At 68.1% G+C, this 22,383-nt stretch carries 22 protein-coding genes and 1 tRNA gene; 12 read left to right on the forward strand and 11 right to left on the reverse strand.

Annotated features, from left to right (window positions below; genetic code table 11):
- Window positions 1-216 precede the first annotated feature (216 nt).
- The 5 genes from ACGFNP_RS08610 (at window position 217) to ACGFNP_RS08630 (ending at window position 4,713) form a co-directional block, all read left to right on the forward strand.
- Entirely contained in the window at window positions 217-1,500 is a 1,284-nt protein-coding gene (locus ACGFNP_RS08610) for a branched-chain amino acid ABC transporter permease (protein ID WP_358318636.1), read from the forward strand.
- Window positions 1,501-1,513: 13 nt separating this feature from the next.
- Window positions 1,514-2,500 (forward strand): branched-chain amino acid ABC transporter permease, encoded by a 987-nt coding sequence (locus ACGFNP_RS08615; RefSeq protein WP_358318635.1) that lies wholly within the window; start codon window positions 1,514-1,516, stop codon window positions 2,498-2,500.
- A 25-nt stretch (window positions 2,501-2,525) separates the two neighbouring features.
- Window positions 2,526-3,446 (forward strand): ABC transporter ATP-binding protein, encoded by a 921-nt coding sequence (locus tag ACGFNP_RS08620; RefSeq protein WP_358319185.1) that lies wholly within the window; start codon window positions 2,526-2,528, stop codon window positions 3,444-3,446.
- A complete protein-coding gene (locus tag ACGFNP_RS08625; RefSeq protein ID WP_393316292.1) occupies window positions 3,443-4,252 on the forward strand; it encodes an ABC transporter ATP-binding protein in 810 nt (269 codons plus the stop codon). Before ACGFNP_RS08620 ends, ACGFNP_RS08625 begins: the two co-directional genes overlap by 4 nt.
- Window positions 4,253-4,314: 62 nt before the next feature.
- Window positions 4,315-4,713 (forward strand): hypothetical protein, encoded by a 399-nt coding sequence (locus tag ACGFNP_RS08630; protein WP_393316295.1) that lies wholly within the window; start codon window positions 4,315-4,317, stop codon window positions 4,711-4,713.
- A 66-nt stretch (window positions 4,714-4,779) separates the two neighbouring features.
- Here ACGFNP_RS08630 and ACGFNP_RS08635 read toward each other — a convergent pair whose 3' ends face one another.
- Window positions 4,780-5,916, reverse strand: a complete 1,137-nt coding sequence (locus tag ACGFNP_RS08635; RefSeq protein WP_358318633.1) for an ABC transporter substrate-binding protein — start codon at window positions 5,914-5,916, stop codon at window positions 4,780-4,782.
- A 343-nt stretch (window positions 5,917-6,259) separates the two neighbouring features.
- Here ACGFNP_RS08635 and ACGFNP_RS08640 point away from each other — a divergent pair, with 343 nt between their 5' ends.
- Window positions 6,260-7,120: a hypothetical protein gene (locus tag ACGFNP_RS08640; RefSeq protein WP_393316298.1), complete on the forward strand. Its 861-nt coding sequence runs from the start codon at window positions 6,260-6,262 to the stop codon at window positions 7,118-7,120.
- Between the two features lie 3 nt (window positions 7,121-7,123).
- On the opposite strand, the gene ACGFNP_RS08645 is transcribed toward ACGFNP_RS08640, so the two are convergent.
- From ACGFNP_RS08645 to ACGFNP_RS08655, 3 genes are all read right to left on the reverse strand, one after another.
- A complete protein-coding gene (locus tag ACGFNP_RS08645; protein ID WP_393316301.1) occupies window positions 7,124-8,404 on the reverse strand; it encodes an ABC transporter substrate-binding protein in 1,281 nt (426 codons plus the stop codon).
- A gap of 120 nt (window positions 8,405-8,524) precedes the next feature.
- Window positions 8,525-9,814 (reverse strand): ABC transporter substrate-binding protein, encoded by a 1,290-nt coding sequence (locus ACGFNP_RS08650; protein ID WP_393316304.1) that lies wholly within the window; start codon window positions 9,812-9,814, stop codon window positions 8,525-8,527.
- A 149-nt stretch (window positions 9,815-9,963) separates the two neighbouring features.
- The gene (locus ACGFNP_RS08655; RefSeq protein ID WP_219533667.1) at window positions 9,964-10,530 is read right to left on the reverse strand and encodes an ANTAR domain-containing response regulator; all 567 of its coding nucleotides are present in this window, start codon (window positions 10,528-10,530) and stop codon (window positions 9,964-9,966) included.
- Window positions 10,531-10,664: 134 nt separating this feature from the next.
- On the opposite strand from ACGFNP_RS08655, the gene ACGFNP_RS08660 reads away from it, so the two are divergent.
- Window positions 10,665-10,738 (forward strand) — tRNA-Leu (locus ACGFNP_RS08660).
- 54 nt (window positions 10,739-10,792) lie between these two features.
- On the opposite strand, the gene ACGFNP_RS08665 is transcribed toward ACGFNP_RS08660, so the two are convergent.
- Window positions 10,793-11,041, reverse strand: a complete 249-nt coding sequence (locus tag ACGFNP_RS08665; protein ID WP_393316307.1) for a hypothetical protein — start codon at window positions 11,039-11,041, stop codon at window positions 10,793-10,795.
- Between the two features lie 11 nt (window positions 11,042-11,052).
- Here ACGFNP_RS08665 and ACGFNP_RS08670 point away from each other — a divergent pair, with 11 nt between their 5' ends.
- From ACGFNP_RS08670 to ACGFNP_RS08680, 3 genes are all read left to right on the forward strand, one after another.
- The gene (locus tag ACGFNP_RS08670; protein ID WP_393316310.1) at window positions 11,053-11,259 is read left to right on the forward strand and encodes a hypothetical protein; all 207 of its coding nucleotides are present in this window, start codon (window positions 11,053-11,055) and stop codon (window positions 11,257-11,259) included.
- A 357-nt stretch (window positions 11,260-11,616) separates the two neighbouring features.
- A complete protein-coding gene (locus tag ACGFNP_RS08675; protein WP_393316313.1) occupies window positions 11,617-12,729 on the forward strand; it encodes a hypothetical protein in 1,113 nt (370 codons plus the stop codon).
- Between the two features lie 115 nt (window positions 12,730-12,844).
- Complete coding sequence (locus tag ACGFNP_RS08680; protein ID WP_358318626.1) at window positions 12,845-13,288, forward strand: hypothetical protein; 444 nt, start codon at window positions 12,845-12,847, stop codon at window positions 13,286-13,288.
- Between the two features lie 298 nt (window positions 13,289-13,586).
- On the opposite strand, the gene ACGFNP_RS08685 is transcribed toward ACGFNP_RS08680, so the two are convergent.
- The 3 genes from ACGFNP_RS08685 to ACGFNP_RS08695 all read right to left on the reverse strand — a co-directional run bounded on the left by ACGFNP_RS08685 (window position 13,587) and on the right by ACGFNP_RS08695 (window position 16,111).
- Window positions 13,587-14,237, reverse strand: a complete 651-nt coding sequence (locus ACGFNP_RS08685) for a helix-turn-helix domain-containing protein (RefSeq protein ID WP_393316317.1) — start codon at window positions 14,235-14,237, stop codon at window positions 13,587-13,589.
- A 540-nt stretch (window positions 14,238-14,777) separates the two neighbouring features.
- Window positions 14,778-15,374: a TIGR03086 family metal-binding protein gene (locus tag ACGFNP_RS08690; RefSeq protein ID WP_358318624.1), complete on the reverse strand. Its 597-nt coding sequence runs from the start codon at window positions 15,372-15,374 to the stop codon at window positions 14,778-14,780.
- Complete coding sequence (locus ACGFNP_RS08695; protein WP_393316320.1) at window positions 15,368-16,111, reverse strand: SDR family NAD(P)-dependent oxidoreductase; 744 nt, start codon at window positions 16,109-16,111, stop codon at window positions 15,368-15,370. Before ACGFNP_RS08695 ends, ACGFNP_RS08690 begins: the two co-directional genes overlap by 7 nt.
- 70 nt (window positions 16,112-16,181) lie before the next feature.
- On the opposite strand from ACGFNP_RS08695, the gene ACGFNP_RS08700 reads away from it, so the two are divergent.
- Window positions 16,182-17,099: a LysR family transcriptional regulator gene (locus tag ACGFNP_RS08700; RefSeq protein WP_393316323.1), complete on the forward strand. Its 918-nt coding sequence runs from the start codon at window positions 16,182-16,184 to the stop codon at window positions 17,097-17,099.
- 168 nt (window positions 17,100-17,267) lie between these two features.
- The gene (gene dapD / locus ACGFNP_RS08705) at window positions 17,268-18,230 is read left to right on the forward strand and encodes a 2,3,4,5-tetrahydropyridine-2,6-dicarboxylate N-succinyltransferase (protein WP_358318621.1); all 963 of its coding nucleotides are present in this window, start codon (window positions 17,268-17,270) and stop codon (window positions 18,228-18,230) included.
- Between the two features lie 720 nt (window positions 18,231-18,950).
- Here dapD and pyk read toward each other — a convergent pair.
- Genes pyk through ACGFNP_RS08720 form a run of 3 tightly spaced genes read right to left on the reverse strand, consistent with a single transcriptional unit; the run spans window position 18,951 to window position 22,365 of the window.
- On the reverse strand, window positions 18,951-20,378 hold the full coding sequence (gene pyk, locus ACGFNP_RS08710) for a pyruvate kinase (protein WP_219533618.1): 1,428 nt from the start codon (window positions 20,376-20,378) through the stop codon (window positions 18,951-18,953).
- Between the two features lie 35 nt (window positions 20,379-20,413).
- Entirely contained in the window at window positions 20,414-20,764 is a 351-nt protein-coding gene (locus tag ACGFNP_RS08715; RefSeq protein ID WP_358318620.1) for a DUF2784 domain-containing protein, read from the reverse strand.
- Window positions 20,761-22,365, reverse strand: coding sequence for a S8 family serine peptidase (locus ACGFNP_RS08720; protein ID WP_393316327.1), 1,605 nt, complete (start codon window positions 22,363-22,365; stop codon window positions 20,761-20,763). The genes ACGFNP_RS08715 and ACGFNP_RS08720 overlap by 4 nt, the downstream gene beginning before the upstream one ends.
- Window positions 22,366-22,383: the final 18 nt, after the last annotated feature.

The following is a 22,383-nucleotide window of genomic DNA, read 5'->3' on the forward strand; positions in this document are numbered from 1 at the left end:
AACCGCCAGGCGTCTAGTGGGATTTAGCCCCTGACCTGGCGTCTTGTTTCCTCACATCAGCGACACGCACGTGTCACTAATTGGTGACGAACGACCCTGAACCGGGCGCGACCAGAATAAGCTCCCGCCATTGCATGCCTGTTGTTGTGCCTGCGATGCCCACGTGTCGAGATGGAGGGGCACAACCCCGCCTTGACCTATTTTGAGGGAGCACCATTGCGCAGAGCCGTGATCGCGTTCACGGCCTTCCTGGGTGGACTCATCTTCCTGCTCGCGGTCCCCGCCCAGGCGGCGGCCCCCGATCAGGGTCTGAGAGGGACACTCAAACTCCAAGGCCAACCAGTGAACGGCGTGAAAATCGTCGTGACCACCGAAGGCGGACAACCCGTCAAGGAGGTTACAAGCAACGCCCAGGGCGCGTGGGTAGTCCCGATTGACAAACCGGGAAAATACAAGGTCACGCTGGATGTCAAGACGCTTCCGCAGAACGCGATGGTCCGCGGCGGCAACGCCGTCCGCACCCCGACCGTCTTCTCCGGCAACGTGTCCACCGTCCTGTTCGCCCTGCAGCCCAAGGGCGCCGCGGGCCAACCGGAGGAGGGCGCCGAGTCCAGTCCCTTCTTGGATCAGGCGGCGCAGCTCACCTTCGAGGGCCTGAACCTCGGCCTGATCATCGCGCTGGCCGCGCTCGGCCTCTCGCTGATCTACGGCACCACCGGCCTGACCAACTTCGCCCATGGTGAGCTGGTCACGCTGGGCGCGCTGCTCGCCTACCTGTTCAACGTGACCTTCGGCCTGCATCTGATCCCGGCCGCGGTGATCGCGGTGATCGCCGGAGGCGCGCTCGGTTACCTTCAGGACCGGTTCTTCTGGGGGCAACTGCGCAGGCGCGGCACCGGCACCATCGCCATGATGATCATCTCGATCGGCGTGGCGCTCTTCCTGCGCTATGTCTTCCTGATCCTGTTCGGTGGCCAGAACGAGTCGTTCGCCCAGTACACCGCGCAGCCGGGCATCGAGATCGGCCCGATCTCCGCGGCGCCCAAGAACTTCGTCGCGATGGGCATCGAGCTGCTGGTCCTCATCATCGTCGGCTTCGCACTGCTGCGCACCCGCACCGGCAAGGCGGCCCGCGCGGTCGCCGACAACCCGGCGCTGGCCGCCTCCTCGGGCATCAACGTCGACCGGGTCATCCGCATCATCTGGACCACCGGCGGCGCCATCGCCGCGCTGGCCGGCATCATGCTCGGCCTGTCGCAGAACCTGAAATACACCATGGGCCAGGACATCCTGCTGCTCATCTTCGCCGGTGTGACGCTCGGCGGGCTCGGCACGGCGTTCGGCGCCCTGGTGGGCTCCCTCGTGGTCGGCCTGTTCATCCAGGTCTCCACGCTCTGGGTGCCGCCAGAGCTCAAGAGCGTCGGCGCGCTGGCCGTACTCATCATCGTGCTCCTCTTCCGGCCACAGGGCATCCTGGGCCGCCGAGAGCGGATCGGCTGACGGGGGGAGTCACATGGACTGGATCACGATCATCAGCACCACCGTCAAGTCCGCCATCGGCGTCGAGACGGTGCTCTACGCGCTCGCCGCGATCGGCATCAACATCCACTTCGGCTACACGGGCCTGCTCAACTTCGGGCAGGCGGCGTTCATGGGCGTCGCGGGCTACGGCCTGGCCGTCACGGTCACCGTCCTGAACCTGCCCTTCTGGGTCGGCATCGCGGTCGGCCTCATCGCCGCGGTGCTCCTGGCCCTGCTCCTGGGTGCGCCCACACTCCGCCTGCGGGCCGACTACCTGGCCATCGTCACCATCGCGGCGGCCGAGATCGTCCGGCTCGTCTTCCGTTCGGTGCAGTTCAAGGACGTCTTCGGCGGCTCCGACGGCCAGCGCGGCTTCTCCGACGGCTTCTACGCGCTCAACCCCTTCCCGGAGGGCGAGTACGGCATCGGCTGGTTCACCTTCAACCACCGGCTGCTGTGGATCATGCTCGTCGGCTGGGTGCTGGTCGCCCTGTCGTGCGGCATCGTCTACCTGCTCATGCGCAGCCCGTGGGGCCGCGTCCTCAAGGCCATCCGCGAGGACGAGGACGCCGTGCGCAGCCTCGGCAAGAACGTCTTCTCCTACAAGATGCAGTCGCTCATCCTGGGCGGCGTCATCGGCAGCCTCGGCGGCTTCATCTACGGACTGGCGTACGCCTCGGTGCAGCCCGACGTCTTCGGCACCGAGACCACCTTCTTCGCCTACACCATCGTGATCCTCGGTGGCGCGGCCCGCGTGCTCGGCCCCGTCGTCGGATCGATGATCTTCTGGGTGCTGCTGGTGCTGGTCAACGGTGTGCTCAGTGAAGCGGTTCAGGCGGGGTACATCCCCTTCATGACCTCCATCCAGGTCGGGCCGGTCCGCTACATCCTGGTGGGTCTAGGGCTGATCCTGTTGCTCATCTTCCGGCCACAGGGCATCTTCGGTGACAAGAGGGAGATTGCTTTCGATGTCCGCTGAAACGTCGTCGACCGCTGAAACCACGATGTCCGAGCGCAAAGCCGCGGCCCTTGCGGCCTTCAAGGACCTGGCCCGCGACCCTGGTGTGCCGAAGCCCGACCCGATCCTCGTGGTCGACGGCGTCACGCGCCGATTCGGCGGCCTGACCGCCGTCGAGGTGGCGCACGTCGAGATCCAGCGCGGCTCCATCACCGCACTGATCGGCCCCAACGGCGCCGGCAAGACCACGTTCTTCAACCAGCTCACCGGTTTCGACACCGCTGACGCCGGCAAGTGGACGTTCAACGGCCAGAGCATGAGCGGCGTGCCCGCCCACCGGGTGGCCCGCGCCGGCATGGTCCGTACCTTCCAGCTCACCAAGGCGCTGTCCAGGCTGACGGTGCTGGAGAACATGCGGCTCGGCGCGCAGCACCAGCGCGGCGAGAACTTCTGGCGGGCGCTCTTTCCCGGCGCCTGGCGCGCCCAGGAGGACGCGATCACCGAGCAGGCCGAGGAACTGCTGGCCAGGTTCAAGCTCGACGCCAAGCGCGCCGACTTCGCCGGCTCGCTGTCCGGCGGCCAGCGCAAGCTGCTGGAGATGGCCCGCGCGCTCATGGTCAAGCCCGAGCTGGTCATGCTCGACGAGCCCATGGCGGGCGTCAACCCGGCGCTCACCCAGTCCCTGCTCGGCCACGTCAAGGACCTGCGCGATCAGGGCATGACCGTGCTGTTCGTCGAGCACGACATGGACATGGTCCGCGACATCAGCGACTGGGTGATCGTCATGGCCCAGGGCGCCATCATCGCCGAGGGACCACCGGACACGATCATGTCCGACGCCCGGGTCATCGACGCCTACCTCGGCGCCCACCACGACGCGCCGCTGTCGGAGAGCGAGCTCGAAGAGCAGCTCCATCAGGCGGAGGCGGCGCTGGAGGCCGAGATCGAAGAGGAGACGCAGAAGTGAACGCCGTCCCCGAGTCCGCGCCCGGCTCCGCGCCCGAGTCGAAGGCGGCGATCACCGACCGCGCCGCCCACCTGGCGGGCGCCGAGAACGCCGTGCTGCGGTGCGACGAGCTCATCGCCGGCTACCTGCCGGGCGTCAACATCCTCAACGGCTCCGACCTCTACGTCGGCGAGGGTGAGCTGATCGGCATCATCGGCCCCAACGGCGCCGGCAAGTCGACGCTGCTCAAGGCCATGTTCGGGCTGGTCAACATCCGCAGCGGCACGGTGGTGCTGAAGGGTGAGGACATCACGAACATGAAGGCGCACTCGCTGGTCTCCCGCGGGGTCGGCTACGTCCCGCAGACCAACAACGTCTTCCCCAGCCTCACCATCGAGGAGAACCTTGAGATGGGCGCCTTCCAGGTGCCCGGCAAGTTCAAGGAGCGCTTCGAGTTCGTCGCCGAGCTGTTCCCGGCGCTCAAGGAGCGGCGCAAGCAGCGGGCCGGCTCGCTGTCGGGCGGCGAGCGGCAGATGGTGGCGATGGCCAGGGCGCTCATGACCGAGCCATCGGTGCTGCTGCTGGACGAGCCGTCGGCGGGTCTGTCGCCCATGCTGCAGGACCTGGTGTTCATCCAGGCCCAGCAGATCAACAAGGCGGGCGTCACCGTCATCATGGTCGAGCAGAACGCCAGGCGCTGCCTGCAGATCTGCCATCGAGGCTATGTGCTCGACCAGGGCCGCAACGCCTACACCGGCACCGGCCGCCAGCTGGCCAACGACCCCAAGGTGATCGAGCTCTATCTCGGGACCCTGGCGAAGGCCTAGAAGGATTCCAGAACGGCGAAGGGGCTCCCCAGGAGCCCCTTCGCCGTTCTTTAATGAGCGCTGTGAGACGTTTAGCGACAATCGCGCTCCTGCTGCCCATCCTCGTCGGCTGCCAGCACACCGCCGCCTCGGCCGGTAAGTACAGCACCGGTGGAGACCCCACCGACGACCCCTGCGCGCGCGTGGTCTCCGCGATCGGCTACGCGGGCCTCATGCTGAAACCGAAGGGGCAGGAGGACACCCAGAACTTCGAGGACGCGGTGCTCGGCCGCCTCGCGGAGGCGCGCGGCATCACGCTCCAGTTCGGCGAGCGCCTGCCCCAGTCACTGGCCGCGGCCGTGCGCACGGTCGAGTCCACCACCGCGGGTCTGTCCAGGGCCGATGTCCCGCGCGAGCGCCAGGTGAAGCTGCTGAAGGAGTACCGGGTCGCCGCGGACGAGATCACGGCGGGCTGTAAATAAGCCGAGGGGCCCGATCCAGTGGATCGGGCCCCTCAGGTGTGTCTGTGTATCAGTGTGTCCTGCGGACTAGCCGGCGATGTTGCCGGTGCGGTACTCGAGCGCCTTGGTCGGGTACTTGTTGTCCGCGCCGTACTCGTAGATGCCGATGGTGGCCACGGCCGGGTCACCGGCGTCGTTGAACTCGACCGGACCGCTCACGCCGTCGTAGTCGATGTCCTTGCCGGCCTTGAGCAGGTCGGCGCACGACTTGAAGTTGTTGCACTTCTCGCCGCCCTTGCTGACCTCGGCCAGCTTGGCGCCGATGTCCACGCCCGCGTCGCTCTTGGCGGCCTCGGCGGCCAGCGCGATCAGGTTCATGGCGTCGTAGGACTCAGGCGCGTAGCTGAAGTCCTCCAGCTTGGGGTTGACCGCCGTGAGCTTGCCCTTGAAGTCCTCGGGAGCGGCGGCGCCGGGGATGGTGCCCTTGACGCCCTTCAGGGTGCCCTTGGGCATCTTGACGTAGTTGGTGTTGGAGGTGTTGCCGTCGACCATGTACCACTTGTGCTTGCTGGCCGGCAGACCCTGCTTGATCAGCTCCTGGATGACCTTGGCGGTCTCCTCGAAGCCGATGAGCACGATGGCCTTCGGGTTCTTCGCCTTGATCTTCGCGACGTCGGCGGAGAAGTCGGCGGCCTTCGGGTCGTAGTCCACGCGCTCGACGACCTCGGCGCCACCGTCGGTGACGGTCTTGGCCACCTGGTCGGCCAGGCCGGTGCCGTAGGAGTCCTGCATGGCCAGGATGCCGACCGTGTCACTGCCGTCGGCGATGATCAGGTCGCCCAGCACGCGGCCCTGCAGCTTGTCCGGCGGAGCCGTACGGAAGTACAGCCCGTTGTCCTTGATCGTGGTGAACTTGTCCGAGGTGTTGGCCGGCGAGAAGTGGACCACACCAGCGCCGGTGATCTTGTCGATCACCGATTCCGACACGGACGAGGACGCGGCGCCGATGATGGCGTCGGCCTTCTGCGCGAGCAGCTTGTCCACCGACTGCGAAGCGATGTTCGTGGTGGTGTCACCGGAGTCGGTGTCATATTTGGTGACCGGCTTGCCAAGCACGCCGCCGGCTTCGTTGATTTCCTTGATAGCGGCGTCAACACCGGCGAACTCGGGCGGGCCGAGGAAGGCAAGCGAACCGGTCTGCGGCAGCAGCGTGCCGACGGTCAAAGTCCCGTCGCCCTTCGCTGCCGGAGCCGCACTTGATGGCGCAGCCGAAGAGGAGGCTGGCGCAGCGGTGTCGCCGCCACCACCGCAGGCTGTCAGGGCCAGGCTCGTGGCAGCCACGACAGCCAGCACCCGTCCTGCGGGAGCAATGCGGATCATGGAGTGTCTCCTTCATCTCCAGGCCGGGTCAGGTCAGCACCGCCGACGTTCCCGAACGAATGACGGAAAGCTACAGAACAAAAGGCCAGTTCAACAGACGCCAGGAAGAACTGTCGGCACTTGGATGCGGAGTCGTAATCACTCCTCAACTTACGAGGGACGGAGGATCACGCCTAATGTTCAACGAGTGAAGCGCATCGCGGCCTTCCTGCTCGTGGCGGTCTTCCCAACTGGCCTTCTCACGGCCTGTGGTGCCTCTGAGGCGCCCGCCACGCCGCCACCGGACCCTCCTGCCGGTGTGTCCGTCTCGCTGGCCCAGTGGCGCTCAGACGAACCCGTGCACGCTATCGAGGTGGCCGTGCGCAACGCCACCGACACGCCGGTCTACTTCGCCGACGTCCAGCTGGTCACGCCGTCCTTCCAGACGCTTCCGCCCAAGCGGGCCGACGCGCTCCTCAAGCGCACCCCCCGCACCGACCTCCAGATCCCCTACGGCGCGGCCAAGTGCTCGCCCAAGGGCCTGCCGGCGCTCCAGCCGGCCACGGTCGTGGCCCACCTGCGCACCGGGTCCGATCCGCTGCGCAGGGTGGTCTTCAAGGTGCCGCACCCGGACCCGCTGCTGACCAGGCTGCTGCGCGACGAGTGCTCCGCGTTCCTGATCAAGGAGGCGGCCGACATCGAGTTCGGCGCCGACTGGACGCAGGTCGGCAAGGTGATGCGCGGCAGTCTCGTCCTGACCCGGCACGGCACCGGCGTGGTGGCCGTCCAGGACGTGGGCGGCACCACCCACTACATCGCCACGCCCGTCAAGAAGAGCAAGCCGCTGGCGACCCTGGACGCCGGCGCGCAACGGGCCGAAGTGGCACTCCAGCTCACCCCTGGCCGCTGCGACCCGCACGCGTTCGCCGAGGGCAAGAAGGCGTTCCTGTTCCCCGTGCGGGCCACCATCGACGGCGGCGACGAGCGCGTGGTCATCGTCGTGCCCCCCAAGCCACTGCAGGAGCGGCTGACCGCCTACGCGCTCAAGACGTGCGGTCTGGGCGGCTGAGCCTCAGCCCTCGATCTTGCCGGTGCGGTACTCGATCGCCTTCGTGGCGTTGTACTTGTTGTCGTCGCCGTACTGGTAGATGCCGATGGTGGCGATCGACGGGTCACCGGCGGCGTTGAACTCGACCGGACCGCTCACGCCGTCGTAGTCGATGTCCTTGCCGGCCTTGAGCAGCTTGACGCAGGCCTTGAAGCTCTTGCACTTCTCCCCGCCCCCGCTCACATCGGGCAGCTTGGCCGCGATCGACCGGCCGCTGTCGTCCTTGGCCGCCTCGGCGGCCAGCGCGATGAGGATCGCCGCGTCGTACGACTCCGCCGCGTAGGTGAAGTTGGTCAGCTTGGGATCGACCGCCAGCAGCCTCTTCCGGAAGTCGTCGGGCGCCGCGGCGCCGGGAATGGTGCCCTTGACGTCCTTCAGCGTGCCCTTGGGCATCCTCAGGTAGTTGCTGTTGGACATGTTCCCGTCGACCATGTACCACTTGACCTTGTCGCTCGTCAGGCCCTGCTTGACCAGTTCGGCGATGACCTTGGCGCCCTCCTCGAAGCCGATCAGCACGACCGCCTTCGGGTTCGCCGCCTTGATCTTGGCCACGTCGGCGGAGAAGTCGGCGGCCTTCGGGTCGTAGTCCACCCGCGCCACCACCGAGGCGCCGGCCTCCTCCGCGGTCTTGGTGACCTGGTCGGCCAGGCCCGAGCCGTAGGAGTCCTGCATGGCCAGGATGCCGATCGTGTCGTTGCCGTCGGCGACGATCAGATCGCCGAGCACCCGGCCCTGCAGCTTGTCCGGCGGAGCAGTGCGGAAGTACAGCCCGTTGTCCTTGATCGTGGTGAACTTGTCCGAGGTGTTGGCCGGCGAGAACTGGACCACCCCGGCACCCGTGATCTTGTCGATCACCGACTCCGACACCGAGGACGACGCCGCGCCGATGATGGCGTCCACCTTCTGCGCGAGCAGCTTGTCCACCGACTGCGAGGCGATGTTCGTCGTCGTGTCGCCCGAGTCCGTATCGATCTTCTTCACCGGCTTGCCGAGCACCCCGCCGGCGTCGTTGATCTCCTTCACGGCCAGGTCGACCCCCGCGAAGTCGGGCGGCCCGAGGAAGGCCAGCGACCCCGTCTGCGGCAGCAGCGTGCCGATGGTCAGCGTGCCGTCACCCTTGGCCGCCGGCGCGGTCGGCACGGCCGACGTGGTCCCCTTGGCCCCCGTGCCACCGCCACCACCGCAAGCCGCCGTCAAGGCCAGGCTGGACGCGGCCGCCAACGCCAGCAGGCGTGTGCGCATCATGAGACTCCCCCTTACCGGGGAGGAGATGTGGAGTTCTTACAATCCGTTTCTACCCATTTGTAATGTCCCAATCGCCGACGGCCCCCGATACTCGGATCGGAGGCCGTCACTGCGGGGGCGTCACCCGGAGATGTCGCCCTTGCGATATTCGAGCGCCTTGGCGGCGTTGTATTTGTTGTCGGCGCCGTACTGATAGACGCCGATCGTCGCGACCGACGGGTCACCGGCGTCGTTGAAGTCGACCGGGCCGCTCACGCCGTCGTAGTCGATGTCCTTGCCGGCCTTGAGCAGCTCGACGCAGGCCTCGAAGTCCTTGCACTTCTCGCCGCCCTTGCTGACGTCCACGAGCTTGGCCCCGATCGCCGTGCCCGCGTCGTCCTTGGCCGCCTCGGCGGCCAGCGCGATGAGGATCGCCGCGTCGTACGACTCCGCGGCATAGGTGTAGTTGGTCAGCTTCGGGTTGATGGCCAGGAGCCGCTTCTGGAACGCCTCGGGCGCCGCCGCTCCGGGGATGGTGCCCTTGACGCCCTTCAGCGTGCCTTTGGGCATCTTCAGGTAGTTGGTGTTCGACATGTTGCCGTCGACCATGTACCACTTGTACTTGTCCGTCGTCAGGCCCTGCTTGACGAGCTCCGCCACGACCTTGGCGGTCTCCTCGAAGCCGATGAGCACGATGCCCTTCGGGTTCGCCGCCTTGATCTTGGCCACGTCGGCGGAGAAGTCGGCGGCCTTCGGGTCGTAGTCCACGCGCTCGACCACCTTGGCGCCCCCCGCCTCGGCGGTCTGGGTGACCTGGTCGGCCAGACCGGTGCCGTAGGAGTCCTGCATGGCCAGGATGCCGACCGTGTCGTCGCCGTCGGCCACCACCAGGTCACCCAGGACCCGCCCCTGTAGCTTGTCCGGCGGAGCAGTACGGAAATAGAGCCCGTCGTCCTTGATCGTGGTGAACTTGTCGGAGGTGTTGGCCGGCGAGAACTGCACGACACCCGCCCGCGTGATCTTGTCGATGATCGACTCCGACACCGAGCTCGACGCGGCGCCTATGATGGCGTCCGCCTTCTGCGCGAGCAGCTTGTCCACCGACTGCGAGGCGATGTTCGTGGTGGTGTCGCCCGAGTCGGTGTGGATCTTGGCGACCTGCTTGCCCAGCACCCCTCCGTCGTCGTTGATCTCCTTGACGGCCAGGTCGACGCCGGCGTACTCGGGGGGACCGAGATAGGCCAGCGACCCCGTCTGCGGCAGCACCGTGCCGATGGTCAGCGTGCCGTCACCCTTGGCGGTCTGCCCTGTGGGCTGAACACTGGCCGTCCCCGCGGAGGTCGGCGCGGCGGTGGTGCCCCCGCTGGAACAGGCCGCCAGCGCCAGGCCCGCCGCGGTGGCGGCGGCCAGCGCCCGGGAAATGCGGATCATCGAAGCGTCTCCGTCCAGATGAGCGGATCTTCTGTCCGCCCATCAGCATGCGACTGGGACGCCTCGGGCGAAGGAGACCGAGGCCGGTTGGATGCCCACTCGTAATCGCGCCACAACCCACGGGGGCAAATCCGGTGATATGCCGCCCCTCAGCCACGCTCCGCCGCGTCGTCTATAACGATCTGGGCAACCTCGCGCATGCTCAACCGGCGATCCATCGACGCCTTCTGGATCCACCGGAACGCCTGCGGCTCGCTCCAGCCGTGCGCGGACATCAACTGCCCCTTGGCCCGCTCCACCAGCTTCCGGGTCTCCAGCCTGTCGGACAGGCTCGACACCTCGGCGGCCAGCGCCACCATCTCCTCGTGCCTGCTGACCGCCATCTCGATCGCCGGCACCAGGTCCGCCTTGGTGAACGGCTTGACCAGGTAGGCCATGGCCCCCGCGTCCCTGGCCCGCTCGACCAGGTCACGCTGGGAGAAGGCGGTCAGGATGAGGCACGGGGCGATCCGCTCGGCCACGATCCGCTCGGCCGCCGAGATGCCGTCGAGGACGGGCATCTTGACGTCGAGAATCACCAGGTCGGGCCTCAGCTCGGTGGCCAGCTGGATCGCCCGCTCGCCGTCACCGGCCTCGCCCGCGACGATGTAGCCGTCTTCCTCGAGCATCTCCTTGAGGTCGAGGCGGATCAGTGCCTCATCTTCCGCGATCACCACTCGCCGCTGCGTACTCACGAGCAAGAGAGTACCGATGTCCGCTAGATTAGAGCGACGCCGGTGGTGGGTGGCCATGGATTTCGGCTACCCTTTCGCCGTGCGATAAGGACGGATCCGGATATTTCCGGATCTTCGCCTCGGTATCCCAATTGGCAGAGGAAGCGGATTCAAAACCCGCACAGTGTGGGTTCGAGTCCCACCCGGGGCACCTGACCACCCGCCCGGTCTCCACGACCGGGCGGTGGCATGTCTGATGTGGTTCCTACTGCCGCGGCTCCCGGTCGGCTCCGCGAGCCTCCTCGGCACCGTGTCCAGCAGGAGACATCCAGCACAGGCTGGACCGCCACGCGGGCCAGATCACGTGGCGCCCCTTACCGTTCGGCGTCGAACTCGTCCAGCGGTACGTCATCCGCGTCGGCGGCCAGCGCCCGCCGTCCACGGAGGCGAGCGCGACGACCACCTGCGGCGGCCAGCCGGCGAGCACCCGCACCACCCGTGGACCCTCTCCCACGCTGCCCCCAAGTGAGCGAGCCGCCATGCCCGGCTGTCCACGGCGGCTCGGCCGACCACCCGACAAGGAAGGACTCGCCCAACCTGCCCGCCACGCGACCCGTTGAAGAACACGCCGACCAACTGCGACGGCTGACCCGCCGGCTCGCCGACCGGCTGCGCATCCAGCCCCACCCACCAGCCGGGCAGATCGTCTCACGCTCATTCTCGACGCCCTGATGGGCGACCGCTGGTCTGGGACGCGAGCGGTGTCTCGGCCAAGCCGCACCGGCTGCGGGCCGAGCGTGAGCGCCTGGCCGCCAAGCATCAGCAGCACGACGTGGGCCCGCTCGACGCCACACCTCTGACGCTCGGGTGATGCCGGGACCGGCGGAGCCATCAAGCCCGCCACCGCCCGCAATTGCCGGGAAACTTACGCGGCCCTGCCGTGCATAGCGGGTCAATGTATTTGCGCGGATGATCAATGACACTATCCCTATTCGTCGGCATTATTGTCCACGCCTCGATGTCCGAGGGAATGGGGAAAGGGCAATAATGCGACTGAGTGGAGCGCTCGTATTGGCGATGTGTATCGCCATGCTCATCACCGGTTGCTCCTCGGGCCGCGGCGGCGAAGGCGCCACGGGCCCGGTCGAGGTGTCGCGTCCGCCGCGAGTTCTGGACGCGAATGGTGGTGGGGCCCTGGTCTTCGATCCCGCGACGGCGACGATCAGCGGATTCGACCGTGTTCACGGCCGGGTATGGCGGGACCGGGAGATCTCGAAGACGGCGACAGACATCGTCTGCCTCGCGCAGTGTCCTGCGGTCGTCGTATCGACCGGTGTCGCGGCAGATCGGCCAAGCGCGGTGGAGGGCGGGAAGGGGACTGCGGCAGTGGTGCCGGAGGTCTCGCCGTTCCAGCTCACGGAGCGTGGACCGGTGCCTTTTCCCGTCTCCAGCCTGCCGGGGGCGCGCGTACTGACCGCCGTCTCACCTGAGGACGCGGTCGTAGAGGAGGGAGGCGCCGGTGGGCGCACCTGGATCAAGATCATCCGGCCTGATGGGAAGGGGGAACGTCGCCAGGTTCCCTACTCCGGCTACCAATGGGTGGAGTCGGCGAACGGGAGTGCCGCGTTGGCCTTCACCGGCCAGCCGAACGCGAAGAACGCCCGGCTTCTCAGATTCATCCGTAAAGCGGACGGTTGGCAGCCGGTCGGCAGAGGAACCGCATGGGATTCCATCTCGAACGCCTGCATAGCCGGAGATGGCGAAACCGTCCTAGTGATCGGGCCAGAGACGATCTTCATGCGTGGGACGTCCGATCGGCGCCGGGTGGAGCCCGCGCCACCCGAGGCGCGTGAGTGCGCACTGGGGACGAGTGCGGCGGCGCTGGTCTCTCGTGCGATGAGCAGTCGTGGCGAGTCCCGGACGATCGTGTACGGAGTGGGGCTGGACGGCCGCTTGTCGTGGCAACGCGAGATCTCCGCCGAAGCAAGTGTCACGGTACATCCGACTAAGCCTTATGTCGGTATCTCGGATGGCAAGACTTTTGTCCTCGTGGACGGCCACGGCCGGACCGTGTGGAGGCGAGACGGGGTCGCCACTGCCCGGTTCACCTCCGACGGACAACTCGTCGTCGTCACCCCGGACGAGCGGGTGGCATGGCTCCCAGCCGACCTCATCGGCCAGGCCATGGCGGTACGTTCCTGAGCTCTCCTCCTGCCTTTGCGGACCATCGCCGGCTATGTAGAGAGGTGATAAGAAGCTGCATTAACACATTTCTCCAAAAATCTTATTTTGTGCGAATCCTAATTGAGGAGCAAGAATGCTTAAGAAGATCGTCGGTAGTTCCGTTCTCGCTTCCGCATTGGCGACGGCGGCCATCGTCGGAACCGCAGGCACGGCTCACGCCTCCTCCGCCACTGGCGGGTGCACCGATGGCGGCAAGAGCGGGTCCGGATGGGTTTACTACACCTACGTCTCCAGCAGTGCCCGAGACAGGATCGACAAGTTCACCTGGCAGATCAACGGTCAGGCGGGCTCAACCAAGAACGACGTGATCCTCGAGCTCAAGCAAGACAAAACCGGCTCGGACCCCGTGCTCTACTCATGGTCGACCCCGAACGCGACCAACGGTGCCGGCACCCACGTTCCCTCCCAGGCTCTGAGCGTGCCGGCGAGTTACAAGACCTACGGGCGGTTCCACTTCATCATCGACATCAACAACGCCAACGACCCGGAGTGCATCGCGGAGACCAACCGGTTCTAGCGGCATAGCCGCCAGGGCCTGAGGTCACCGATGGCGGAGCTTCGATAGCGTGCCTTCAAACCACGAAGGCCGCACGAGGCTCCGCCTGTTCGCGCGCCCGGGAGCCGGACGGTCCGGTGCCCGGCGTGATACGCCCCTGAACCGCGCAGCCACCGCGGACTGCCTCGGGGATCGATCTCCAGTCGAGCGGGCTGCTCCTCAACGCGGACGGCGACTCCATGGCCATGTACCCGGCCGATGACGGTGCTTTCGCCGCCACGAAACCAAGGCGATTCACGCCTGTGGCAGCATCGTATTGTCAGCACGAGTCGGCGTAATCGCCGTCCGGAGCACGCTGCGGGCCTCTGCGCACTTGCCGGTAGGTGGCCGGAGGCACCCCGTAGGCGGCGCGAAACGCGCGGTTGAAGTGTGCGTCGCTGAGAAAGCCCCACCAGGCGCCGATGGAGCGGACGGGTACGTTGGCTTTCTTGGGATCCGCCAGATCGCGCCGACATCGCTCGAGTCGCCGTTCGCGTATCCATGTCGCGACGCTCAGGCCGTTCTGCTGGAACAGCCTCTGAAGATACCGAAGGGATACGTGATGGGCCGAGGCGATCGTCGCGGGCGACAGGTCGCGGTCTCCCAGTCGCTGCTCGATGAATCGTTGAATGCGCAGCAGCGGGACCATCTGCGGGTCATCGGTCGCCGGCGTGGCGCCCTTGCCGAGTTCGGAAGCCAGGTGGTCGGCCACCGCGTCCTGCAGCGTTGTCGAGATCCGTACCGCGTCCTCGGCGGTCACGGCGCCTTCGTCGATCAGGCGGCGGAGGAAGGCGGCGATCTGCGCCCCGAGGTCGTCGCAGGCCTCGAGGAGCCGGTCCGGCGCCGTCGCGCTCGAGGCGACCGCACCATCGATGGCCGATGCGATCGCGACTCCGCAAGAAGTCAGTCCCATGCCGCTGTGGCGGTCCACGCTGACGTGTCAGTGGTCAGCGGGTGGGTATGTCGCGGCCGTTGTCGCCCTTGGCCTGGTCGTCGAGCGGGGTTATCGAGGCGATGGGGAATGCTGCGCATGTCTCTCCCGGTGACTGTCGTCGGTCAGCGCGGAGATGGTGACGCACTTGTTTGGCAAATCTCTGGCACGGTGGCTTGACCCGGGAGCTGAACGCGGAAGCCGGCCGGCAGCCTCGACACCGACGCCCAGGGGTACCCCCGCCGCACAGTGGCCGAGGCGGGGTTGGACGATCACGTCGAGTTCCGCGTCGAGGACGGGGGCGCCGCGCTCGCCCGCATGCCGGACGGCGCGGTCGACCTGCTCTTCCTCGACGCCGAACGCGTCGAGTACCCCTCCTGGTGGCCGGGGTGCTGCGGCAGGGCGGCGTGCTCGTGGCCGACAACGCCCTGTCTCACCCCGAGGAGATCGCCCCGCTGCGGGCCTCCTCCGATCAGAGCCGTGCCTGACCGTCACCGCCGACGAGGGGCCTCAGCGCAACGACCACGCCGGCGAGCGGCCTCAGCTTGGCGACCAGGCAGGTTGGCGGCCGAGGAGTGCCACCACCCGGTCCAGGGCCGGAGCGTCGTCCGCCGCCGCCACCCCGCTCACGAACGCCTTGCCCTCCCCACGCGTCTCCGGCGTGTCGGGCACTCGGGCGGCCACCGGCAGCGCGGCCTCGGCCAGGTCCTCGTCCACGTTCGCGGGGACGCCGAGCGCCTTGGCGAAGTCCCAGTCATGCACCACGCAGTCGACGAAGTGGAACCCGATCGCCAGCTTCGCGGGGAACGGACCGCCGTCACGGATCTCAGGCAGGTAGAACCTGCGATCGAGCACGCCCTCCACGGCGAAGGCAGCCATCACCGCTCGCGCCGACGCCGCGTACTCCTCCACCGGGTCGTCCCCCACCGGCCGCGGCTCCCACATCTCCAGCCCGGACCGCTCCCCCGAGGCGGCGAATGCGAAGCCGTGGTTCTGCACGATCTGGTGGGCGAGCAGATCGCGCACCGCCCAGCCGGCGCACGGGGTCTGCCGGTCCAGGTCGGCGGGCTTGATGGTCGCCACCAGGTCCACGGTCGCCTGCACGGATCGCCGGTTGAGCTCGATGATGTCTACCAAGGCACTGTCCCGTCATCGTCGAAGAATCCCCCCGTGGGCCCATCAGGACCCAGGGTGGCCAATCTGACGATAACGGCCGCCCCGTCGGCCGCCGTACGAGTGATGCTCAGCCCGAGATCCTTGGTGAAGTCCGTGGCGCAGGCTCCGGGAGCCGCGGCGTTGACCAGGATGCCGTCTTTGCCGAGCTCCTTGGCGTACTGGATGGTCAGCGCGTTGAGCGCCGTCTTGGACGGTGGATACCCGGCCAAGGCCGGGAGTCCTGACATGTAGTGATCTGGGGTCGTGTGGTGGGTCAGGGAGCCGACACCGCTGGACACGTTCACGATGCGGGCGGCGGCTGCGCGCCTGAGCAGGGGCAGGAACGCGTTCGTCACCATGAGCACACCGACGACGTTCGTCTCGAACACCTCGCGCACCAGCTCGGGCCGGGTGGTGCTGGGCGCCTCGCCGGCTCGGTGGCCGGAGATACCGGCGTTGTTGACGAGCACGTCCAGGTGCCCGTAGCGGTCGGCCACGTGGGCGGCGGCCGACTGGATGGCGACGGGGTCGGTGACATCGAGGACGAGCGGGTGAACGTCGGCGCCGGCGGCGCGCAGCCGGGCGGCGGCCGCCTCGCCGCGCTGAGCGTCGCGGGCGGCGAGCAGCACGGTCATGCCGCTGGCCGCCAGTTGAGCGGCGACCTCGAAACCTATGCCCTTGTTCGCCCCGGTCACCAGGGCGATCGTCGTTGCGGTCATTCCCCGAGCACACCACCGCCGGCCGTCACCGGGCCAACACCACCTGGGTCAGGCTCGATACCCTACGGGTATGGAGACGCGTGAGCTGGCCTATTTCGCCGCCGTCGCCGAGGAGCTGCACTTCGGCCGGGCGGCCGAACGGCTGGGGATCGCGCAGCCGCCGCTGTCGAGGGCGATCCAGAAGCTCGAACGGCGGCTCGGCGTACTCCTCTTCGACCGCTCGGGACACCGGGTGGCGCTCACCCCGGCGGGCGAGGTGCTGGCCAGGGAGGCCGCCAAGGCCCTGGACGCGGTGGCGGCGGCCGAACACCGCACCCGCAGGGCGGGGCTGACCGAGGCGCGGCTCGTGGTGGCCCTGAAGCCGGGCGGCGACGGCGCGCTGCTCCCGGACCTCCTGGCCGCCTACCAGGAGTGCCCGGACGCGCTGCCGGTGGAGGTGGTGCTGTGCGGGGTGGCGGAGCGGGCCCGGCTGCTGCGTGACGGCACGGCGGACGTGGCGTTCCTGCACAGCCCTTGGGAGGACCTGACGGGGTTCGACACGGAGCCGCTGCTGGTGGAGGGCGGAGTGGCCGTCGTCCCGGCTCGGCACCCGCTGGCGGCCCGGCCGTTCGTCCACCTCGCCGACCTGGACGCCGAACCAACCCCGCGCTGGCCCGTTCCCCGCACCTCTGAATCACCTGTCGCGTCCCAGTTCGTGGGCGGGTTCGAGCCGCACGTCGCTTCGGGGCTGCGGGCGGGTGATGCCGCTCAGATCATGCAGCTCGTCGCCCTCGGCAGGCTGATCGCCGTCGTCCCCGAGTCGGCCAAGGAGCAAGTACGCCGCGATCTGGCCTGCGTCCCCGTCGTCGACGCCGCCCCCACCACGGTCGTCCTGGCCTGGCCCGAACAGACCCGCTCTCCGGCCCTGGCCGCCTTCGTCCGCACCGCCGCGGACGTCGCAGCCGGAGCTGTGGCACGGCGGCCCGCGGCCGTGCCGGGGATCAGGTGACCGACCACACGCCGGGGACCACGTGACCGACACGGCACGCGTGACCTATGTGATGCCGTCCGGTTGGAGGGGCGAGGACCGGGTGGCGCGCCCGCGCCTCGGCGGGCCGGTGGTGACACGGAGGGCTCGGGGCTCAGGGGTCAGTCTGGATGACGATAGTTTGTGCCTGTGACAGCTATCGATCCCACCGTGACCGGCGCGCACGCCATCGGGCTCGCGACCATCGCCACTGACGGCACCGTACTTGACACCTGGTTCCCCGCCCCGCAACTGGGCGACCCGCCCGTGACGGGCACCGAGCGGCTTTCCGCCGAGGAGGCCGGTGAGCTGGCCTCGCTGGTGGGGCGCGACCCGGCCAGGGGCGTCGAGGTGGTGGCCGTGCGCACCGGCATCGCCAAGCTCTCCGAGCCGCCGGCGGACGCGCACGACGCCTACCTCAGGCTGCACCTGCTCTCCGCCCGCCTGGTCAGGCCGCACGGGCTGAGTCTCGACAACCTGTTCTCCCTGCTGGCCAACGTCGTGTGGACCAACTTCGGGCCGTGCCCGGTGGAGGGGTTCGAGCAGGCCAGGCTGAGGTTGCGGGCCAGGGGCGCGGTGACGGTGTATGGGGTGGACAAGTTCCCGCGGATGGTCGACTACGTGCTGCCGACCGGCGTCCGGATCGCCGACGCCGACCGGGTACGCCTCGGCGCCCACCTGGCCACCGGCACCACGGTGATGCACGAGGGCTTCGTGAACTTCAACGCCGGCACGCTGGGCGCCTCGATGGTGGAGGGCCGCGTCTCGGCGGGCGTGCTCGTCGGCGACGGCTCCGACGTGGGCGGCGGCGCCTCGATCATGGGCACGCTCTCGGGCGGCGGCAAAGAGGTCATCTCCATCGGCGAACGCTGCCTGCTGGGCGCGAACGCGGGCATCGGCATCTCGCTGGGCGACGACTGCGTGGTGGAGGCCGGCCTCTACATCACGGCCGGCACCAAGGTCGCCCTCCCGGACGGCCGCATCGTCAAGGCCAAGTCCCTGTCCGGCACGAACGGCCTCCTGTTCCGCCGCAACTCCCAGACGGGCGCCGTGGAAGCCGCTCCCCGCGCCGGCGGCCCGGTGGAGCTCAACGCCGCGCTCCACGCCAACTAACTCAAGATCTGTTACGGCCAGCCCGTTCTCCTCCAGTGGAGACGGCGCCGCACCGCGTCTTTCATCTATTACGGCCAGCCCGGTGAGCCCCACCCCCCGCACGGGGCTGAGCCCTGTCCAGGGACACGCTCCTCCGGTGGAGACGGCTGGCCGCCGTGACGTGCGCATGGTCGGCCATGGCTTCCGTATGGTCGGCCAAGTGCGCGATCCCATCCGCTGCGAAGACCAGAGACCCACTTAGGGGCTCACTCCGACCGGAGCGTCGGTGAAGCAGGACCTGGGCGTCGGTGAAGCAGGACCTGGGCGTCGCTGAAGTCGGTCGCTTACTGGTCGGCGGCCCTCGGCCGGCCGGTGCCGGTGGACACGATCTCAGCGGCTCTGTCCTCAGCGGCACTCCCTAGCGGCCAGAACGTCAGAGGACCTCCCCCCGGGCACACTCCTCCAGCGGACAGGCCCCAGTGGACAGCACGTCAGAGGACCTGCCCGCCGGGCACACTCCCCCAGCGGACAGGTCCGGACACCATGACGAGCGCACCCACTCGGCACCGCGATCCACTCACCCACCGGCACGCACTGCCCACGGAGACGGCCAAGAATACGCACGTCGCGGCGGCAAGCCGGTGAGGCGGAGGAGCGTTCCCCTGGAGGGCCCTCAGCCGATCACCCAGGGTGGGTCCTCCCGGGCTGGCCGTAAAATATGCTTAAAAGGTTTTTGACCAATTAATGGTGGGAGACCGCCGAGCCGATCGTGTGGACGCGGAGGGCGTTGGTGGAGCCCGGGGTGCCGGGAGGGGAGCCTGCCACGATCACTACCTTGTCGCCCTTCTCCAGGCGGCCCAGCGTCAGCAGCGACGCCTCCACCTGGCGCACCATGTCGTCCGTGTGATGGACGAACGGCACGTGGAACGTCTCCACCCCCCACGTCAGCGACAGCTGCCCCCGCACGTGCGGCGCCGAGGTGAAGGCCAGCAGCGGGATCGGGGAGCGGTAGCGGGCCAGGCGGCGGGCCGTCTCGCCGGACATCGTGAACGCGATCAGCGCCTTGGCGCCGACGATCGCGCCGACCTCGGCGGCGGCGCGGGCGATGGCGCCGCCCGTCGTCTCCGGCAGGCGCTCCAGCGAGTGGGTGGCGTGCAGCGAGTGCTCCTCCGCCGCGCGGGCGATGCGGTCCATGGTGGAGACCGACTCGATGGGGTAGTTGCCCACCGAGGTCTCGCCCGAGAGCATGACCGCGTCGGCGCCGTCCATGACCGCGTAGGCGACGTCGGACGCCTCGGCGCGGGTGGGGCGGGGCGCGCTCATCATCGAGTCGAGCATCTGCGTGGCGACGATGACCGGGCGGGCCTTCTCGCGGCAGAGCTCGATGATGCGCCGCTGGACGATCGGCACCTGCTCCAGCGGCAGCTCGACGCCCAGGTCACCGCGGGCGACCATGATGCCGTCGAACGCCTCGACGATCTCGGGCAGGCGGTCGACCGCCTGCGGCTTCTCGATCTTGGCGAGCAGCGGGAGCCGGACGGCCTCCTGCTCCATGATGTTGCGCACCACGTCGGCGTCGGACGGACGCCGGACGAAGGACAGGGCGATCATGTCGAAGCCGGTGCGCAGTGCCCAGCGCAGGTCGGCCTCGTCCTTGTCGGTGAGCGCCGGTGCGCTGACGTTGATGCCCGGCAGGTTGAGGCCCTTGTTGTCGGAGATCATGCCACCGATGACGACCCGCGTGATGACGCGGTCGCCCTCGACGGCGGTGGCCTCCAGGACGAGGCGGCCGTCGTCCACCAGGATGGTGTCGCCGGGGCGTACGTCACCCGGCAGGCCCTTGTAGGTGGTCGAGACCTGCTCCCGGTCACCCGGCACGTCTTCGGTGGTGATCGTGAAGACGTCGCCGAAACCGAGCCGGACCGGGCCTTCCTCGAACCTGCCGACGCGGATCTTGGGCCCCTGCAGGTCGGCGAGCACGCCTACACCGCGGCCGAGGTCGGCCGCCACCTCCCTGACGCGGTCGTATACCTCTCGGTGCATGTCATGGTCGCCATGACTGAGGTTGAACCGGGCCACGTCCATGCCGGCGGCGATCAGCTCGCGCAGGCGTTCAGGGGAGGACGTGGCGGGACCTAGGGTGCAGACTATTTTCGCGCGACGAGTCACGAGTCCTACCTTAATTGGTACAGACCACTTGGCTGTCATTGACGACGCAGAACGTACCCGACGTAAGAGAACAACACGAGAATGGCAACCCCCAGGCGCGCCAAGTTCGCGTATTCCTCCGGGTAGATCACGCCTTCGATGTAGTGGTCGATGAAGCCGGTGGGTGGGAGGCCCTGGAGGCCGGCGCCGCGGCGCCCCCAATCCTCTACGACCGTAAGCGGGCACTCTACACCTGTGCCCAGCGAGATCAGACCCCAGGTGACGACCGCCAGATGGACCCAGATCGTGCGCCGCCAGCGCCACGCGACATAACCGCCCACGGCCATGTAGGCCAGAAAGGCGAAGTGCACCACCATCGCGGCATCCGCGATGAGGCGATACATCATGGCTTGACGGTAGCCGCCTTCCAGGCGTCGACGATGCCGTGGCCGTAGAAACCGTTCTTGGACTTGCCGCCCTGGCAGGTCTGCTTGTCACTCTCGCCGAAGACCTCGTAGGTGTACGTGCGGGGCGACGGGCACGCCCTGCGGTCGGCGGTCTTGTACAGGAGCTTCTCGACCGTGGCCGGGGCGAGCGTCAGACCGCCCTTGCCGGGCTTGCCGAAGCGGCTGATCAGGATCGCGGCGACACCGGTCGCGTGCGGGGCCGCCATCGAGGTGCCGTCGAGGTACTGGTAGTAGGAGCAGGTCCCGCCGGCGCAGGAACGGACGACCGTGGCGCTCTTCGGCTTGCCCGACTTGTCGAGCATCCCGGTACTCCGGAGCACGGACTCGGGTGCGGCGGCCAGGATCGATCTGGTGGCCGAGGAGCCCTTGCCCTCCGACGCGTCGCCGCCGGGTGCGGCCAGGTCGTTCTGCTCGATCCCGTAGTCGCTGTAACTGGCCTTGCGGCCGGACGGGCCCACCGCGGAGACCGAGATCACGCCCTTGGACTCGGCGGGCACGTTGAGGCAGGAGTTGTCGACCTTGCGGGTCTTCTCGTCGCCGCGCGGGTAGCCGGGGCTGCTCGAGTCGACCTTGGGCTTGCCCAGGTCGGTGGAGCCGTTGCCGAGCGCGGAGATGAGCGTGACGCCCTTGTTGCGGGCGTAGTCGAGTGCCCGCTGCATGCCGGTGATGATCGCGCGCTGCTGCAGCTGCTGCTTCTTGCTGTCGGCCTTGTTGTGGGCGCAGTTGAACAGCCACGGGTCGACGTAGTAGCTCATGTTCACCACGTCCACGCCGATGTCGGCCGCGTACGTGAGCGCGTCGAGGCTGGGCTTGAGGAAGAAGAACCCGGAGTCCTGCCCCGCCCTGATGTTGACCAGCTGCACACCCGGCGCCACGCCCGCGATGCCGATGTGGTTCAGCGGGGAGCCGATCGTGCTGGCCACATGGGTGCCGTGGCCCTCGTCGTCCTCGTCGACCGGGTCCTTGCAGCTCGCCACCTCGCAGGGGCCGTCGAGGGTGTCGCCGTTCTCGTCCTTCGGCTTGTCGGTGACGAAGTTGCGGCTGAGGGCGCGGTTGAAGTTCGGGGCGATGTCGGGGTGCTTGCCGTCGATGCCGGTGTCGATGACGCCGACGAGCACCTTCTTGGTGCCGGGCGCCTTCTTGTTGGCGCGGTCGGCGCCGATCATCTTCATGTCCCACTGGCGGCCGGCGAGCGGCTCTCCCACGACGCCCCTCATGGCCGACGCGTCGGGGAACGCCCGCGGCACCAGCGAGCCCCGGACACCGGACGCGAGCGCGCCCGCTGTGCTTAGGGCGCCGGCGGCGGGCGTGGTCGCGAAGCCGATCTCGCGGTCGGTCGTGACGCCGACGACGGACTGGTCCGAGCCCAGGGCGTCGACGAACGCGTCGCCGCCGCCCTTGGCCAGCACGTAGCCGAGCTTGGTGTCGGTGGTGACGATGTGGCCACCCGCGTGCTCGACGGCGGCGAGCGCCGCACGCGCCCGCCCGTCGGCATAGAAGACGAGGTACTCCTTGTCCGGCCCGGCATCCGGCCCCGCCATGGGAGCAGCCGCGGAAGG

Source organism: Nonomuraea sp. NPDC049269, from assembly GCF_043197155.1.
Lineage (GTDB): Bacteria > Actinomycetota > Actinomycetes > Streptosporangiales > Streptosporangiaceae > Nonomuraea.

Coding starts and splice junctions, on each gene's coding strand:
- ACGFNP_RS08645 (WP_393316301.1), bottom strand. CDS start 8,404: ATGATGCGCACACGCCTGCTGGCGTTGGCGGCCGCGTCCAGCCTGGCC.
- ACGFNP_RS08720 (WP_393316327.1), bottom strand. CDS start 22,365: ATGGCGGGGCCGGATGCCGGGCCGGACAAGGAGTACCTCGTCTTCTAT.
- ACGFNP_RS08675 (WP_393316313.1), top strand. CDS start 11,617: ATGCTCATCACCGGTTGCTCCTCGGGCCGCGGCGGCGAAGGCGCCACG.
- ACGFNP_RS08650 (WP_393316304.1), bottom strand. CDS start 9,814: ATGATCCGCATTTCCCGGGCGCTGGCCGCCGCCACCGCGGCGGGCCTG.
- ACGFNP_RS08680 (WP_358318626.1), top strand. CDS start 12,845: ATGCTTAAGAAGATCGTCGGTAGTTCCGTTCTCGCTTCCGCATTGGCG.
- ACGFNP_RS08700 (WP_393316323.1), top strand. CDS start 16,182: ATGGAGACGCGTGAGCTGGCCTATTTCGCCGCCGTCGCCGAGGAGCTG.
- ACGFNP_RS08615 (WP_358318635.1), top strand. CDS start 1,514: ATGGACTGGATCACGATCATCAGCACCACCGTCAAGTCCGCCATCGGC.
- ACGFNP_RS08695 (WP_393316320.1), bottom strand. CDS start 16,111: ATGACCGCAACGACGATCGCCCTGGTGACCGGGGCGAACAAGGGCATA.
- ACGFNP_RS08715 (WP_358318620.1), bottom strand. CDS start 20,764: ATGATGTATCGCCTCATCGCGGATGCCGCGATGGTGGTGCACTTCGCC.
- ACGFNP_RS08620 (WP_358319185.1), top strand. CDS start 2,526: ATGTCCGAGCGCAAAGCCGCGGCCCTTGCGGCCTTCAAGGACCTGGCC.